The 16195-nt window shown below is 72.5% G+C and carries 16 protein-coding genes; 5 read left to right on the top strand and 11 right to left on the bottom strand.

The annotated features are described in order from the left end of the window. Window positions 1-37 precede the first annotated feature (37 nt). From ACFRAL_RS09900 to ACFRAL_RS09945, 10 genes are all read right to left on the bottom strand, one after another. Entirely contained in the window at window positions 38-1135 is a 1098-nt protein-coding gene (locus tag ACFRAL_RS09900; RefSeq protein ID WP_378882293.1) for an RNA polymerase sigma factor, read from the bottom strand. A gap of 62 nt (window positions 1136-1197) precedes the next feature. Next, window positions 1198-1578: a YciI family protein gene (locus tag ACFRAL_RS09905; RefSeq protein ID WP_378882295.1), complete on the bottom strand. Its 381-nt coding sequence runs from the start codon at window positions 1576-1578 to the stop codon at window positions 1198-1200. A 75-nt stretch (window positions 1579-1653) separates the two neighbouring features. Next, entirely contained in the window at window positions 1654-2220 is a 567-nt protein-coding gene (locus ACFRAL_RS09910) for a hypothetical protein (RefSeq protein WP_378882298.1), read from the bottom strand. Between the two features lie 74 nt (window positions 2221-2294). Further along, on the bottom strand, window positions 2295-3089 hold the full coding sequence (locus tag ACFRAL_RS09915; protein ID WP_378882300.1) for a transglutaminase family protein: 795 nt from the start codon (window positions 3087-3089) through the stop codon (window positions 2295-2297). 92 nt (window positions 3090-3181) lie between these two features. Further along, window positions 3182-3985, bottom strand: a complete 804-nt coding sequence (locus ACFRAL_RS09920; RefSeq protein ID WP_336398350.1) for an aldolase/citrate lyase family protein — start codon at window positions 3983-3985, stop codon at window positions 3182-3184. Continuing rightward, entirely contained in the window at window positions 3970-4755 is a 786-nt protein-coding gene (locus tag ACFRAL_RS09925; RefSeq protein ID WP_378882304.1) for a 2-keto-4-pentenoate hydratase, read from the bottom strand. The genes ACFRAL_RS09920 and ACFRAL_RS09925 overlap by 16 nt, the downstream gene beginning before the upstream one ends. Window positions 4756-4773: 18 nt before the next feature. Then, window positions 4774-5934 carry a 3,4-dihydroxyphenylacetate 2,3-dioxygenase gene (hpaD, locus tag ACFRAL_RS09930; protein ID WP_378882307.1) on the bottom strand — a complete coding sequence of 387 codons (1161 nt, stop codon included), beginning with the start codon at window positions 5932-5934 and terminating at the stop codon, window positions 4774-4776. A gap of 1 nt (window position 5935) precedes the next feature. Next, window positions 5936-7456 carry a 5-carboxymethyl-2-hydroxymuconate semialdehyde dehydrogenase gene (gene hpaE, locus ACFRAL_RS09935; RefSeq protein WP_336398353.1) on the bottom strand — a complete coding sequence of 507 codons (1521 nt, stop codon included), beginning with the start codon at window positions 7454-7456 and terminating at the stop codon, window positions 5936-5938. Between the two features lie 55 nt (window positions 7457-7511). Further along, window positions 7512-8213, bottom strand: coding sequence for a GntR family transcriptional regulator (locus ACFRAL_RS09940; protein WP_336398354.1), 702 nt, complete (start codon window positions 8211-8213; stop codon window positions 7512-7514). Continuing rightward, window positions 8210-9709: a fumarylacetoacetate hydrolase family protein gene (locus ACFRAL_RS09945; protein WP_378882311.1), complete on the bottom strand. Its 1500-nt coding sequence runs from the start codon at window positions 9707-9709 to the stop codon at window positions 8210-8212. Before ACFRAL_RS09945 ends, ACFRAL_RS09940 begins: the two co-directional genes overlap by 4 nt. 123 nt (window positions 9710-9832) lie before the next feature. Here ACFRAL_RS09945 and ACFRAL_RS09950 point away from each other — a divergent pair, with 123 nt between their 5' ends. After that, window positions 9833-11215, top strand: coding sequence for an MFS transporter (locus tag ACFRAL_RS09950; RefSeq protein ID WP_378882314.1), 1383 nt, complete (start codon window positions 9833-9835; stop codon window positions 11213-11215). Window positions 11216-11281: 66 nt separating this feature from the next. Here the strand turns inward: ACFRAL_RS09950 and ACFRAL_RS09955 are convergent, their stop codons facing one another. Then, entirely contained in the window at window positions 11282-11896 is a 615-nt protein-coding gene (locus ACFRAL_RS09955; protein ID WP_336398357.1) for a TetR/AcrR family transcriptional regulator, read from the bottom strand. Between the two features lie 91 nt (window positions 11897-11987). Here ACFRAL_RS09955 and ACFRAL_RS09960 point away from each other — a divergent pair, with 91 nt between their 5' ends. The 4 genes from ACFRAL_RS09960 to paaI are packed head-to-tail and all read left to right on the top strand — an operon-like array spanning window position 11988 to window position 16154. Further along, window positions 11988-12725, top strand: a complete 738-nt coding sequence (locus tag ACFRAL_RS09960; protein ID WP_378882317.1) for an enoyl-CoA hydratase/isomerase family protein — start codon at window positions 11988-11990, stop codon at window positions 12723-12725. After that, on the top strand, window positions 12722-13582 hold the full coding sequence (locus ACFRAL_RS09965) for a 3-hydroxyacyl-CoA dehydrogenase family protein (protein WP_378882320.1): 861 nt from the start codon (window positions 12722-12724) through the stop codon (window positions 13580-13582). The genes ACFRAL_RS09960 and ACFRAL_RS09965 overlap by 4 nt, the downstream gene beginning before the upstream one ends. Next, entirely contained in the window at window positions 13579-15705 is a 2127-nt protein-coding gene (gene paaZ / locus ACFRAL_RS09970; protein ID WP_378882323.1) for a phenylacetic acid degradation bifunctional protein PaaZ, read from the top strand. The genes ACFRAL_RS09965 and paaZ overlap by 4 nt, the downstream gene beginning before the upstream one ends. Then, the gene (paaI, locus tag ACFRAL_RS09975) at window positions 15702-16154 is read left to right on the top strand and encodes a hydroxyphenylacetyl-CoA thioesterase PaaI (RefSeq protein ID WP_378882326.1); all 453 of its coding nucleotides are present in this window, start codon (window positions 15702-15704) and stop codon (window positions 16152-16154) included. Before paaZ ends, paaI begins: the two co-directional genes overlap by 4 nt. The last annotated feature ends 41 nt before the right edge of the window (window positions 16155-16195 follow it).

Raw genomic sequence — 16195 nt, forward strand, 5'->3', positions numbered from 1 at the left:
CGCCGGGCGGGCTAGCCCGCCCGGCTCGTCGGCGGGCTCAGCGCAGCCGCGCCTCGGCGGCGGCGAGGGCCGCCCGGGCCCCGTCGGTCGGGGCGATCGCCACCAGTCCGCGGTAGAGCTTCACGAGAGCCTCGACGTCCAGCTCGCCGGTGCGGGCGCGGTCGCAGTGCACGGCCTGGATCGCCGCCTCGAGCTGGAAGCGACCGAGCGGACGACCGAGCGCGGAGGCGCGGCGCAGCAGCGCGGCGCCCTCGGCGATGAGCGAGCGGTCCCACAGCGCCGGGTCCTGTTCGTCCAGTGGCGGCCACGGCGCGGCCGCGCGTGCCGCGGCACGCGACTGGGCATACGTCAGCAGCGCGGCCAGGCCCCACGCCTCGGGCTCGTCGTCGAGGAGGGCGGCCGTCAGCACCGCGAGCCAGCGCGCCTCGTCGGCGAGCGACTCCCGCGGCTCGTCGCCCTGGTCGAGCCACGCGATCGCGTACGCGCCGTACACGGCCTCGAGCACGGCGGGCAGCCGGGCCGGCATGTCGGCCCGCAACGGCACCCGGAACGGGATCCCGGCGTCGCGGATGCGGCGCTTCGCGCGCACGAGCCGCTGCGCCATCGTCGCCGGTGCCACGCCGAACGCGCCGGCGATCTGCGCGGCGTCGAACCCCAGCACCGTCTGCAGCATGAGCGGCGTGCGGGCGGCGGGATCGATCGCGGGGTGCGCGCAGGCGAACAGCAGCTCGAGCCGCCGGTCGGGGATGACCTCGCGTCGCGCGACGGCCGTCGCCGCGTCGCCGTCGTCGGCGAGCGTCGCCAGGAGTGCCTCATCGAGTGGCACGCCCGTGCGGCGCGCGGCGGAGCCCAGTGCGTCGCGGATGCGGTTTCGGGCCACGGTGACGAGCCACCCTTCGGGATTGGCGGGGATGCCGGCATCCGGCCACGTCCGCAGCGCCTTCTCGAACGCGTCGGCGAGGGCGTCCTCGACCAGCGCGATGTCCGGGCCGACGTGCCCGGAGGCTCCGCGCGACGCGCCGGCGGCGCGGGGAGGAGGCGAGGGGAGCGTCGAGGCGGCGACGACGGCGAGCAGCCGGCCGTACGACGTCCTCGCGGCGTGCTCGGCGGCCGCAGCAGCGGCGCCGGGCGCCACGCCCCCGGTCGATCCGCCCGGAACGACGGGCCGGTCGGGAGGGGGCACGGCGGCCGGCGGCATCAGCTCGCGAACGGGGTCCAGGCGCCGTCGCGGAAGTGCGTGGCGCTCGGGCGCACCTCGATGGCGCCCCAGCCGACCGAGGGCGCCTTGCCGGCCCACGCGATGGCGGCGTCGAGGTCGTCGACCTCGATCACGAAGGTGCCGCCGAGCTGCTCCGTCGTGTCGGCGAACGGGCCGTCCTGCACGCGCAGCGCACCGTCCGGCGCCGTGACGGTCGTGGTCACCGCGGACGGCTGGAGCACCTCGGCCGACACGAGCACGCCGGCGTCATCGAGCGCCTTGGCGTACTCGTCGAACTCGCGCATGCCCTCGGCCCACGCATCGGGGCCCATGTCGTCGGCGGTCATCTCGGGGTAGTGGAGGAGGAGTGCGTAGCGCATGGCGTCGTCCTTTCTGGAGGGGTGTGACACCTCTATGACGATCGGGGTCGACGCCGATCGACAGATCGGGCCCGATCAGCCCTTGCCGAGTTCGTCGAGCATGCGGCGCTGCTCGTCGGTGAGGCCGTCGTTCAGCTCGCGCCGGCCCGCGGCGGCCTCGGGGCTCCGCACCGGCGGGGCGGAGGCATCCGGCCCCGGCACACTGCGCGTACCGGTCGCCCGGTCGTAGAGGGTGCCGGCGTGCGTCTCGACCCGGTCATCGATCGCGGCGTAGATCGCCCAGGCGATGAGGAGGAAAACCGGGGGCATCACCCACCCCCAGAATGCGCCGAAGATCCCGCCGCCGATCGACACGCCGGTGAAGACCACGGTGGCGATCCAGACGAGGAAGGCGACGGCGAAGGCGAGGAGGAACTCGACGAGCTTCTCGCCTGCCCGGGTGCGCTGGTGGGACGACCGGGCCGCCATCGAGCGGAACCACTTCTCGACGAGGGGCTTGATCCAGATCACGAGCGCGGTCAGGACGATGCCCGCCCACAATGCCGCCCAGCCGACGCGCGCGGGAGTGAGCCAGCCCACGACCAGCAGCACGACGATGTTGAACACGAGCAGCGACGCGAACCGCACGACCCACTTCTTCATGCCTCTCACTGTGCCATGTCCGCTCGGGCGCGGGTGGCCGATGCCACCGCCCGCCGTCCGGCCGGTGGGGACGCTCAGGCGATCGAGACGAGCCTGTCGAGGTCGTCGTCCGGCAGCACGTCGGCCGTCGCGCCCACGGTGACGTCGACGAGGTCGGCGCGGCCCGACACCACCGTGAGGAACGCCGTGTCGGCGGCATCCCTCCCCGTCGCGATGCGGACGAGACTCGAGCGCGGGGCGAGCGTGGTGGCGTCGACGGCCCGCCACGCGTCGTCGATCCACGCCTCGGCGACCGCGTGGAAGTCCATCGGGTGCAGTCCAGGCGCGTAGACGGCCACCATGCGGGCCGGGATGCCGAGCCCGCGCAGCAGCGCGATGCACAGGTGGGCGTAGTCGCGGCACACGCCCTGACGTGCGAGGAGGGTGCGGGTGGCGCCGTCCGTCGGGAGCGACGAGCCGGGGACGTACGCCAGGCGCGTGCCGACCCACGACGACACGGCGGCGAGGAGCTGGGTGGCGCCCTCGATGCCGGCGAACTCCGCGGCCGCTGTGGGGGCCATCGCATCGGACTCGGCGTAGCGGCTCTGACGGAGGTACACGAGCCGCTCGACGTCGCCGCCGCCGGCCGGGTCGCCCTCGTCGAGCGCGGCGGCGTACTCCATCGCGAACGCGCCGACCGGGGCGAGCACGCGGTGCAGACGCGTCCCGTGGGCGTCGAGGAGCTCCTCGATCTCGAGGGACCGGCCGTCGACGGTCGCCGAGATGCGCTCGGACGCGGGGGAGTAGTGGCGGGAGGCCGCGATGGCGAACACCAGTTCGGCGGGCTCGGTGATGTTCAGGGCGATGCGGCTGGAGACGTCGCGCTTCATGGGCCCAGCGTGTCACGCCCGCGCTGCGGGTGGGGGGCCCTTGACAGGGTTCGCCCGGCGCCTGTCGCCGGGAGCAGCAGCGCTCGTGCGCCTCAGTACGACGCGCGGTCGCCGTCGCCGGATGCCACGACCCAGCGCGCCGCGAGGGCCTCGGACCCGCGCGCGAGCAGCGCGACGTCGGCGCCGACGAGGATGAAGGATGCTCCGGCGCCGAGGTACGCGTCGGCGGCGGCCGGATCGAACGCGTTGACGCCCACCGGCTTGCCGGCGGCGCGCACGGCGTCGAAGGCGCGGTGGACGGCGGCCACGACGTCCGGATGCGTCTGCTGACCGAGGACTCCCATCGAGGCGGCGAGGTCGGACGGCCCGACGAACACCCCGTCGACCCCGTCGACCGCGGCGATCTCGGCGGCCGCCTCGACGCCCGCGGCCGTCTCGATCTGGACGAACAGCGACACGTGGTCGTCGGCGTCCCGCAGGTATCCGTCGACGCGGTTCCACCGCGCCGACCGGGCGAGCGCCGAGCCCACCCCGCGGTTCCCCCGCGGGGGATAGCGCACGGCGGCGACGGCGGCCTCGGCATCCGTCCTGGACGACACCATCGGCACGAGCAGGTTCTGGGCGCCGAGGTCGAGCACCTGCTTGATCGTCACGACGTCGCCGATGGGCACGCGAACGACGGGCGTCACCGGGTAGGCGGCGACCGCCTGCAGCTGCGCGAGCACGGACTCGAGGCCGTTGGGCGAGTGCTCCATGTCGATCAGCACCCAGTCCAGGCCCGAGCCCGCGCAGATCTCGGCCACCAGCGGCGATCCCGTGCACACCCACATCCCGGCCAGCGGGCGATCGGCGCCCGCGAGGGCGGCGCTCAAGGTCGGGCTCAGACGAAGCGGCATTCGATGACTCCCATTGGTCCGTAGTCGCACCTGACGCTATCTCCCCGCGAGACCCACATGGGGCGCGTGAAGGACCCGGCGAGGATGATCTCGCCCGCCTCCAGTCGTGCGCCGTGCTGGTGGAACTTGTTCGCGAGCCACGCGACACCGGTGGCGGGGTGGCCCAGCACGCCGGCGGCGACCCCGGTCTCCTCGATCTCGCCGTTGCGGCTGAGCACGCCCGGGACCCACCGCAGGTCGATCTCGTCGGGCCGCTTGCGCATATCGCCGAGCACCATCGCACCGTACGCGGCGTTGTCGGCGATCGTGTCGACGATCGTGCGGCCCTCCAGCTCGATGTGCGAGTTGAGGATCTCAAGGGCCGGCACGGCGTCCTCGATCGCGGCGAGGGCGTCCTCGAGCGTGCAGTCCGGACCCTCGAGGGGCTTCGCGAGCACGAAGGCGAGCTCGACCTCGATGCGCACGTTCGAGAAGAGGTCGACCGGGATCTCGGCGCCCGACTCGTAGACGGTGTCGTCGAACATCACGCCGTAGTCCGGCTCGGTGATGCCCGTCGCCTGCTGCATCGCCTTGGAGGTGAGCCCGATCTTGCGGCCGACGAGCCGGCGCCCGGCGGCGATGTTCTGGTCGCGCCACACCCCCTGGATCGCGTACGAGTCCTCGACCGTCGCGTCGGGATACCGTGCCGTGATCCGGGGGATGACCCCGTGCGTGCGGTCGGCCTCGGCGAGCTCCGCCGCGATGGCCGCGATGTCGTCGGGATGCAGCATCCGTCTCTCCTTCCGGGTCTAGAGCTGGTGGCCGAGCTTGTACTCGCCCTGCTTCCAGCTCGGCAGCTCCTCGGCCCGCTCGTCCGGGCGCGTGTACGAGAAGCCGTCCGCGCCGATCGTGACGGCCATCTCGGACGAGTCGGTGCGGGCGACGACCGGCTGCGGGTTGCCGTCGAGGTCGAGCACGAGCGAGGCCTCGGTGTACCAGGAGGGCACGACGGGGTTTCCCCACCAGTCGCGGCGCTGGTTGTCGTGCACGTCCCACGTGACGACGGGGTTGTCGGGGTCGCCGGTGTAGTAGTCCTGCGTGTAGATCTCGACGCGGTGCCCGTCGGGGTCGCGCAGGTAGAGGTAGAACGCGTTGGAGACGCCGTGCCGCCCCGGCCCGCGCTCGATCGCATCGGAGCGGCGGAGCGCGCCGAGCTTGTCGCAGATCGCGAGGATGTTGTGCTTCTCGTGCGTGGCGAACGCCACGTGGTGCATGCGCGGGCCGTCGCCGCCGGTCATGGCGGTGTCGTGCACGGTGGGCTTGCGGCGCATCCATGCGGCGTAGACGGTGCCCTCCTCGTCCTGGATGTCCTCGGTGACGCGGAAGCCCAGCGACTGCATGAAGTTCACCGCGCGGGGCACGTCGGGGGTCACCTGGTTGAAGTGGTCCAGGCGCACCAGCTCGCCGGGGGTGTGCAGGTCGTAGCGCCACGACAGGCGCTCCACGTGCTCGGTGGCGTAGAAGAACTCGTACGGGAAGCCGAGCGGGTCGGTGACGCGCACCGCGTCGCCGATGCCCTTGACGAAGCCGTCCGGGCGGCGCTCGACACGGCAGCCGAGCTCCTCGTAGAAGGCGACGGCCCGGTCGAGGTCCTCGGGGGAGCGCACTCGGTACGAGAACGCCGCGACAGCGGCCAGCGGCCCCTGGCGCAGCACGAGGTTGTGGTGGATGAACTCCTCCGTCGAGCGGAGGTAGATCGCCTCATCGTCCTCCTCGGTGACGTACAGACCCAGCACGTCGACGTAGAACGTGCGGGAGGCGGCGAGGTCGGTGACCACGAGCTCCATGTACGCGCAGCGCAGGATGTCCGGCGCCGGAGCCGTCGGCGTCGGGATCGGGTCGTCGGAGAGGATGGGCGCCTCCTGGCTCACGAAGAAGCCGGATGAGGTCAGGGTCTTGTCGTGGGTCATATCAGGCTCCCTTGCCGAAGGTCGGGTTGTGGGCGGGGCCGAGCGTGATGTGCACGGCCTGCTGGTCGGTGTAGAAGTCGATCGAGCGGTAGCCGCCCTCGTGACCGAGGCCCGACGCCTTGACGCCGCCGAACGGGGTGCGCAGGTCCCGCACGTTGTTCGAGTTCAGCCACACCATGCCGGCCTCGATCGCCTGCGAGAAGTTGTGCGCACGCTTCAGATCGTTCGTCCACACGTACGCGGCGAGGCCGTAGCGCACGCCGTTGGCGAGCTCGAGCGCCTCTTCGTCGGTGTCGAAGGGCGTGATCGCGACGACCGGGCCGAAGATCTCCTCCTGGAAGATCCGCGCGTCGGGGGCGACGTCGGCGAAGACGGTCGGGCGCACGAAGTTGCCCCCGTCGAACCCGTCGGGGCGGCCGCCGCCGGCGACGAGGCGCGCCTCGCCCTTGCCGATCTCGATGTAGCCCATCACCTTGTCGTAGTGCTCGGGGTGCACGAGCGCGCCGACCTCGGTGGCGGGATCGTGCGGGTAGCCGACCACGACGCGCTCGGCCTGGGCCGCGTAGCGCTCGACGAACTCGTCGTACACCGATCGCTCGACGAGGATGCGCGAGCCGGCGGTGCAGCGCTCGCCGTTCAGTGAGAAGACCCCGAAGATCGTCGCGTCGATCGCGGCCTCCAGGTCGGCGTCGGCGAAGACGACGGCCGGGCTCTTGCCTCCGAGCTCCATCGACAGGCCCTTGAGGAACGGTGCGGCGTTGCCGAAGATGATCTGCCCCGTGCGGCTCTCGCCGGTGAAGGAGATGAGCGGCACATCCGGATGCTTCACCAGCGCGTCGCCCGCGTCCTCGCCGAGCCCGTTGACGAGGTTGAACACACCCTGCGGGAGCCCCGCCTCCTCGAAGATGCCGGCCCACAGCGATGCCGACAGCGGGGTGAACTCGGCGGGCTTGAGCACCACGGTGTTGCCGGTGGCCAGGGCGGGGCCGAGCTTCCACGACTCGAGCATGAACGGCGTGTTCCACGGGGTGATGAGCCCGGCGACGCCGATCGGCTTGCGGTTGACGTAGTTCATCTGGCGGCCCGGCACCTTGTAGGCGTCGTCGGCCTGCGCGACGATCAGGTCGGCGAAGAACCGGAAGTTCTCGGCCGCGCGGCGGGCCTGACCGAGCGCCTGCGTGATCGGCAGGCCCGAGTCGAACGACTCGAGTTCGGCCAGGCGGGCGTCGCGGGACTCCACGATGTCGGCGATGCGGTGCAGCACGCGCGAGCGCTCGCGCGGCAGCATCCGCGGCCAGGGTCCTTCGGTGAAGGCGCGCCGCGCGGCGGCGACCGCCCGGTCGATGTCCGCCTTCTTGCCGGCGGCCGCCTGGACATAGGTCTCGTTGGTGACGGGGTCGAGCACGTCGAACGTGTCGCCGTCCAGCGAGTCGACGAACGCGCCGTCGATGTAGTGCTGGATGCGGTCCGGCAGGCCCTCGGGCACGTGCCGCGTCGCGAGAACGGTCTGGGTGTCGGTCATTTCGCTCCTTCGTCGGAGATTCGTGACGGGTGCGGGTCGGGCAGCCGTCGAGGTGTCAGAACGCGGGGAGGCCGAGCGCCTCGTCGGGGTGCTCGTGGATCATGTACGCGTCGAGGGTGGCGGCGCGGTGGCGGCGGGCGGCCTTCTCGATCTCGCCGAGCGGGGCGCCGACCTCGATGAGCCGGACGATGTTCTCGTGCTCGTGCACCGACTCCTGCGCGCGCCCGGGCACGAAGCTGAACGTCGAGTCGCGCAGGTGGCCGAGGCGCGCCCACTCCGCGTTGACGAGCTCGAGCATGCGGGGGTTGGCGCACTTGGAGTACAGCGCCGAGTGGAACTCGTGGTTCAGCGACGTGAAGGCCCGCGGGTCGAAGTGGTTGAGCGTCTCGATCATCAGCTCGTTGATGCGGCGTGCGGCGCGGAGGTCGTCGGCGGTGAGCCGGCGCGCGGCGAGGGCGGTGGCGGTGCCCTCGAGGATCGACAGCGCCTGCATGCTGTGCCGGTACTGCGAGTCGTCGACCATCGACACCCGGGCGCCCACGTTGCGCTCGAACGTGACCAGGCCCTCCGCCTCCAGCTGGCGGATCGCCTCGCGCACCGGCACGACGCTCATGTCGAGGTCGCCCGCGATCGAGCCGAGCACGAGGCGGTAGCCGGGGGTGAACTCCTGCCGCGCGATGCGCTCCTTGATCCAGTGGTAGGCGATCTGCGACTTGCTACGGCTCGGCGTGTCGACGCCGGTCTCGACCTCGGTCATCGCTCCCGTCCTTTCTGCGCCTCGTACCGCTCGCGCCACTGCGCGTTCATCGGGAAGAGGCCGTCGACGGGATGCCCCTCCGCGACGCGTTCGGCGATCCAGGCGTCCTCCACCTCCTGCGCGAGGGCCGCGTCCGCGACCTCCTCGACGATTCCGGGCGGGATGACGATGACGCCGTCGGCGTCGCCGACGATCACATCGCCGGGCTGCACCGTGGCGCCGCCGCACGCGATGGTGAGGTCGTGGTCCCACGGGACGTGCCTGCGGCCGAGCACGGCCGGGTGGGCGCCGGAGGTGTACACCGGGATGCCGACGGCCGCGACGGCTGCGGCATCGCGCACCCCGCCGTCGGTGACGATGCCGGCGGCGCCACGGGCGTGGGCGCGGATGGCGAGGATGTCGCCGAGCGTGCCGGAGCCGGCTTCGCCGCGCGCCTCGATGACGACGACCTCGCCCTCGCCGACGGCGTCGAACGCGCGCTTCTGCGCGTTGTAGCCGCCGCCGTGCGAGGCGAACAGGTCCTCGCGGTTGGGTACGAAGCGCAGCGTCCGGGCGGTGCCGACGAGCTTGGCCCCCGGATGCAGCGGCACGACGCCGTCGATGTGCACGTTGTCCAGGCCGCGCTTGCGCAGCTGCGCCGAGAGGCCGGCGACCGGCACGGCGTCGAGCTTCGCCCGCAGCGCGTCGCTGAGCACGGGTGCGGCGGAGGCTTCGGGCTCCTCGGGCGGAAGCCCGGCCGCCTCGCGGGAGCCCCACGCCTCGGAGCGCTGCAGGTCGTCGGCGGCGGGGAGCGACCCGAGCGCGCCGTCGAAGCCGACAGTGCCCTGCACGACCGTCGTGACCAGGCGTCCCGAGGTGGGGCCGCCGGGGACGTCGACCTCGACCTCGACGACGTCGCCGGGGACGGCGACCGAGGAGCCGGCCGGCGTGCCGGTGAGGATGACGTCGCCGCGCTCGAGGGTGAAGTGCTGAGAGAGGTCGGCGACGAGCTGGGGGAGCGCGAAGATCATGCCGGCGGCGGTGTCGTCCTGCACCGGCGTGCCGTTGAGCCACGTGCGCACCCGCAGGTCGCGAGGCTCGATGGTGCGCGCGTCGATGAGGGAGGGGCCGATCGGCGTGTAGCCGTCGCCGCCCTTCGACCGCACATTCGAGCCCTTGTCATTGGCGCGCAGGTCGTAGAGCCCGAAGTCGTCGGCCGCCGTGACCCAGCCGACGTGGTTCCACGCGTCTTCGAGGGAGACCCGTCGTGCGGGCTCGCCGATCACGAGGGCGATCTCGCCCTCGAACGCCAGCAGCTCGGTGCCCGCCGGCCGCTCGATCGTGCCGCCGGAGGCGGCGACCGAGCTCGAGGGCTTGAAGAAGTACGACGGATGCTGCGGCCGACGCCCGCGCTGGTCGGCGCGCGACGCGTAGCTGAGGTGGATCGCGACGATCTTGCCGGGGCGCGAGGGCAGCGCCGCGAATCGCGGGTCTGCGGCGTCGGGGGTGTCTGCCATGAGCTTCCTCACTCGGTGGGCTGTTGCGTCGTATCCGAAATCGTATATGATCATCCCGCATCCGGCAAGCGTCCCGAATCGTTCGCCGGTGACGACGACGTCAGCCCCGACACAGGAGTCAGAATGAGCTCATCGAAAGCCCCGCAGGGGTTCACCCCCACCGGCACCATCGCCACTTCGGCCGATCGGCGCCGGGTCGTCTTCGCCACGGTCGTCGGCACGACCGTCGAGTGGTACGACTTCTTCATCTACGCGTTCGCGGCCGGCCTCGTCTTCGCCGAGCTGTTCTTCGCGCCCGCCGGTGAGGGGTTCGCCCAGATCCTCTCGTTCATCACGGTCGGCATCAGCTTCCTGTTCCGCCCGCTCGGCGCGTTCCTGGCCGGGCACTTCGGCGACAAGTACGGCCGCAAGGTCGTGCTGATGTGGACGCTGATCCTCATGGGCGCCGCCACGACCCTCGTCGGTCTGCTGCCGACGTATGCCGCGATCGGCATCGCCGCACCGATCCTGCTCATCCTGCTGCGCGTGCTGCAGGGCGTCTCGGCCGGCGGCGAGTGGGGCGGCGCGGTGCTGATGGCCGTCGAGCACGCGCCCAAGGCGCGCCGCGGCATCTTCGGGGCCTCGCCGCAGGTCGGCGTGCCCATCGGCCTGCTGCTGGCCTCGGGCGTCATGGCCCTGGTCGCGATCCCCGGCGACGAGTGGTTCAAGGAGTGGGGATGGCGCATCCCGTTCCTGCTGAGCGTCGTGCTGATCCTCGTCGGCTACTACGTCCGCCGTCGCGTCGAGGAGAGCCCGGTCTTCGCCGAGCTCGCCGAGCGCAAGGAGGAGGCGCGCATGCCGATCGTGCAGCTGTTCAAGAAGCACACGCTCCTGGTGATCATCGCCGCGCTCGTCTTCGCCGGCAACAACGCGGTCGGCTACATGACCACCGGCGGCTACATCCAGCGCTACGCCACCGACCCCGAGGGTCCGGTCGGCCTGGCCACCGCGCCGGTGCTGTGGGCGGTGACGGGATCGGCTGTGACGTGGCTGATCGCGACCTTCGTCGCCGGCTGGCTCAGCGACAAGATCGGCCGCCGCACGACGTACATCATCGGCTGGATCGTGCAGCTGGCGGGTGTCTTCCTCCTCTTCCCGCTGGTGAACACCGCCGACGTCGGCCTGCTGTTCTCGGGGCTCGCGTTCCTCACGATCGGCCTGGGCTTCACCTACGGTCCGCAGGCGGCGCTGTACAGCGAGCTGTTCCCCGCCTCGATCCGGTTCTCGGGCGTCTCGATCTCGTACGCGATCGGCGCGATCGTGGGTGGTGCGTTCGCCCCGACCATCGCGCAGGCTCTGGTGCAGACGACCGGCTCCACCGACGCCGTGACCTGGTACCTCGCCGGCATGACGCTCATCGGCCTCATCGCCACGCTCCTCCTCCGCGACCGTTCGGGCATCCCGCTCGGCCCCGACCACGAGGCCGAGCAGGCGAAGAGCCCGATCTACGGCCTGTCCCGGGCCTGACGCCTCGACGGCGGATGCCGCGACCCCGCCCCCTCACGGGCGGCGGGTCGCGGCATCCGTCGTCCGTCAGCGCGTGCGCATGCCGTCGAGGGCGACCGCCACGACGTCGTGCGCCAACTGCTCGCGGCCCGTGGGACCGCCGGGTCGGTACCACTCGACGATCGAGTTGACCATGCCGAACACGAGGCGGGTCGCGACGGCGCCGTCGACGTCGGCGCGGACCTGACCGGCCCGCTGCGCCTCGCTCACCAGCGCGGCCACGCGGTGGTCGAAGGCGCGACGGCGCTCCAGCGCGGAGCGCTCGACGGCGCTGTTGCCGCGCACGCGCAGCAGCAGCGTGACGTACGGCAGCTTGTCGACCAGCACCCGCACGGCGCCGCGCAGCACGGTCGCCAGGCGCTCGGCCGGGTCGCCGATCGCGGCGGAGGGATCGTCGAGCACGCCCTCCAGGCCGTCGAGCGCCTCGTCGAGCGCCAGCGCGAGCAGCTGCTCCTTGGAGTCGAAGTGGTGGTACAGCGCCGATTTCGTCAGGCCCAGCCGCTCGGCGAGGCCGGCGACCGAGGTGGCGTCGTACCCCTGCTCGTTGAACAGCATCACGGCGACGGCGAGCACCTGGTCGCGGTCGTACCCAGGGCGCCCGCGCCGCACGGCGGCCTGCGCGGGCTCGGACGGCAGCGGCATGCGCCCCAGTCTGGCACGGGAAGGGGTATTACTGAACGATCGGTCACGTAATATGGAGGCGACCGCGACGGAGCGGATCGAGAGGATGCCGATGCCCGAGCCGCTGCAGCTCCAGCGCCGCACAGACCGCGTCATCGCCACGCTGTCGCGGCCCGAGGTGCGCAACGCCATCGACCAGGACATGATCGACCGGCTGCACGAGCTGTGCCGTGAGCTCGAGAGCGAGCCCCGCACGCTGATCCTCATCGGCGCGGACGGCGTGTTCGCCTCCGGCGCCGACATCGCCCAGCTGCGCGAGCGGCGGGCCGCCGACGCGCGCATGGGCATCAACACCCGGGCGTTCCAGCGGATCCGCAACCTGCCCATGCCCGTCATCGCCGCCGTCGACGGATACGCCCTCGGCGGGGGCGCCGAGCTCGCCTACGCCGCCGACATCCGCATCGGCACGCCGCGTCTGCAGATCGGCAACCCCGAGACCGGCCTCGGCATCATCGCCGCCGCGGGGGCGACGTGGCGGCTGCCGCAGCTGGTCGGCGAGGCCCGCGCCGCCGAGATGCTGCTGACCGGACGGATCCTGGATGCCGAGACCGCCGTCGCGTGGGGCCTCGTGTCGTCGCTGTACGAGCCGGACGAGCTCCTCGCCGCCGCGAACGCGCTCGCCGACCGCATCGCCCGCAACGATGCGCTGGCCACGAGGCACACCAAGACCGCGCTGCTCGCGCCGCCCGCGGCGCACCCGGAGGTGGAGCTGGAGCTGCAGGCCCAGCTCTTCGAGAGCCCAGAGAAGGACCGGCGCATGGCCGCCTTCCTCGAGAGGCGCACGCGATGAGCGCGGGCGTCCCCGCGCGCGTCGGCGTCATCGGCGGAGGCCGCATGGGGGCCGGCATCGCACACGCCTTCGTGCTGGCCGGCGCCGCGGTGACCGTCGTCGAGCGGGACGCGGATGCCGCGGCCGCGGCATCCGCTCGCCTCCTCGAGAGCCTGCGGCGCAGCGTCGAGCGCGATGCGACCGAGCGCCGGTTCGAGGCGCTCGCGGCCGCGGTGGAGACGACGGCGGATGCCGCCGCCCTCGGCGGCTGCGGCCTCGTCGTCGAGGCCGTCCCCGAGGAGCGTGGGCTCAAGCTCGAGGCGCTCCGGCGGGCCGAGGGGACCCTCGGGCCTGAGGCGGCGCTGGCGACCAACACGTCATCGATCTCGATCGACGACCTGGCGTCCGGGCTGGAGCGTCCGGAGCGGTTCCTGGGCCTGCACTTCTTCAACCCCGTGCCGGCCTCGCAGCTGGTCGAGGTCGTCACGGGCTCGGCGACCGGCCCGGGCCTGGTCGACGACGCGCGCGGCTGGGTCGAGGCGCTCGGCAAGGCGGCCGTGGTCGTACGCGACAGCCCGGGCTTCGCGTCGAGCCGGCTGGGGGTGGCGCTGGGGCTCGAGGCGATCCGCATGCTCGAGGAGGGCGTCGCATCGGCGGCCGACATCGACGCGGCGATGGAGCTCGGGTACCGGCATCCGCTCGGCCCGCTGCGCACGACAGACCTCGTCGGCCTCGACGTGCGGCTCGGCATCGCCGAGGAGCTGCACGCGAAGCTCGGCGACCGCTTCGCGCCCCCCGACCTGCTGCGACGGCTCGTCGCCGACGGACATCTCGGCCGCAAGACCGGCCGCGGCTTCTACGAATGGAGTGACCAGTGATCGACGATCGGACCGAGGACGGCATCCTCCCCAGCTACCTCCAGGACCGGTGGTGGGCTCCCGAGCCCGGCGCCGAGGCGGCCGAGGTGCTCGACGCGTCGACGGGCGAGGTCGTGACCCGCGTGAGCACCGCCGGCATCGACCTCGCGGGCGCGATCGCCTGCGCGCGCACGACGGGGCAGGCGAGCCTCGGTGCGCTGACGTTCCACCAGCGGGCGCTGCTGCTCAAGGAGTTCGCCATCGCGCTCACCGCGCGCAAGGACGAGCTGTACGAGCTCTCCAAGCGCGCCGGCGCGACGGTGCGCGACTCCCTCAGCGACGTCGACGGCGGCATCGGCGTGCTCTTCACGTACTCGTCGAAGGGGCGTCGCGAGCTGCCGAACGCGCAGGTGTACCTCGACGGCCCGGCCGAGCCGCTCTCCAAGGACGGATCGTTCCTCGGCCGCCACGTCTACACGCGCCTTCCCGGCGTCGCCGTGCAGATCAACGCCTTCAACTTCCCGATGTGGGGGGCGCTGGAGAAGTTCGCGCCGGCGTTCCTCGCGGGCGTCCCGACGATCGTGAAGCCCGCGACCCCCACGGCGTACGTGGCCGAGGCCTGGGTGCGCATCCTCGTCGAGACGGGGAGGCTCCCGGCAGGATCGCTGCAGCTGGTGAGCGGCGGCGTGCCGGGTCTTTTCGACCATCTCGGACTCGGAGACCTCGTCGGCTTCACCGGCAGCGCCTCGACCGCCGAGCGGCTGCGGGCCCAGGCGGCCGCGGGCGTGCGGTTCACCAGCGAGACCGACTCCATCAACGCCTCGGTGCTCGGCCCCGACGCGGTGCCGGGCACGCCGGAGTTCGACGCGTACGTCACGCAGCTCATGGTCGAGCTCACCACGAAGGCCGGGCAGAAGTGCACGGCCATCCGCCGCGCGATCGTGCCCGTCGCGTCCGTCGAGCCGCTCGTGGCGGCGCTGCGGGCGAAGATCGTCGAGCGCGTGGTCATCGGCGATCCGCGCGCCGACGGCGTCACGATGGGGCCCGTCGTCTCGCGCGCCCAGCGCGAGGAGGTGCTCCGGGCGGTCGGCGAGCTGCAGGCGGCGGGCGGCCGGCTGCTGATCGGAACGACGGATGCCCCCGACGTCACGCACGCGGACGGCTCGACCGGACCCGCGCCCGACGGCGCGTTCGTCGCGCCGATCGTGGTCGGCTTCGACGGCGACCCGGCGTCGCTGCCGGACGCCGTGCACGAGGTCGAGGCGTTCGGGCCCGTCGCGAGCATCCTGGCGTACCGCACGGTCGACGAGGCCGCCGACCTCGTGGAGCGCGGCGGCGGGTCGCTCGTGACCAGCGTCGCCACCTCCGACCCCGCGGTCGCCGCGACGCTGCTCGCCCGTACCGCGGCCTACAACGGGCGCCTGCTGTTCCTCGACCGCGACGACGCCCGCTCGTCGACCGGCCACGGCGCGCCCGTGCCGCACCTCGTCCACGGCGGACCCGGCCGCGCCGGCGGGGGAGAGGAGCTCGGCGGCATCCGCGCCGTCCTGCACCACATGCAGCGCACCGCCGTGCAGGGATCGCCGCAGATGCTCACGGCCCTGACCGGCGTGTGGCACCAGGGCGCGGCATCCCGCTCCGACCGCCACCCGTTCCGCAAGTCGCTCGCCGAGCTCGCCGTCGGCGACCAGGTGGCCTCACCCACGCGCCCGGTCACGCTCGACGACATCGAGACGTTCGCGAACTTCACCGGCGACCTCTTCTACGCGCACATGGACGAGGCGGCCGCCGCCGCCAACCCGTTCTTCCCGGGGCGGGTCGCGCACGGCTACCTGCTCGTCTCGTGGGCCGCGGGCCTGTTCGTCGACCCCGAGCCGGGCCCGGTGCTCGCCAACTACGGGCTCGAGAACCTGCGCTTCATGACCCCGGTGTCGCCGGGCGACGAGATCCGCGTCGTGCTCACGGCGAAGCAGATCACGCCGCGCGAGACCGACGCGTACGGCGAGGTGCGGTGGGATGCCGTGATCCTCAACCAGGACGATGAGATCGTGGCGACCTACGACGTGCTCACCCTCGTCGCGAAGACGGCGGAGGCGACGGATGCCCTCCCGTCCGGCTCTCCCGCCGCCCAGGTGCCGGTGTGACCGACCCGGCCGAGCACTTCGCGGGGCAGCGGCCCATGCTCCGGCGCGACCGGGCGTCGGCGGCGCTCGGCATGGTCGTCGAGCGCGACGAGCCGGGGGAGGCGGTGGTGTCGATGCGGGTGCGCGACGACATGACCAACGGCTTCGCGATCACCCACGGCGGGATGGTGTTCGCGCTCGCCGACACCGCGTTCGCGATGGCGTGCAACGGTGCGGATCCGGGCTCCGCGGGCGACCCCGCCGTCACGGTGGCGGCCGGGGCCGACATCTCGTTCCTCAAGGCGACGCGCGCGGGGCAGACGCTCACCGCACACGCGCGCCGCGTGGCGGTGACCGGCCGCAGCGGGCTCTACGACGTGACGGTCGCCGACGAGACGGGCGACGTCGTGGCGGAGTTCCGCGGGCGCTCCTTCACCACGCGCCGGGCCGGACCCGAGGAGTCGGTGTGAGGTCGTGGCGAGGCATCCGTCGCCGTACTACACTTTTACTG

Origin of the sequence: Microbacterium sp. NPDC056736 (assembly GCF_042790415.1) — a bacterium.
Lineage (GTDB): Bacteria > Actinomycetota > Actinomycetes > Actinomycetales > Microbacteriaceae > Microbacterium.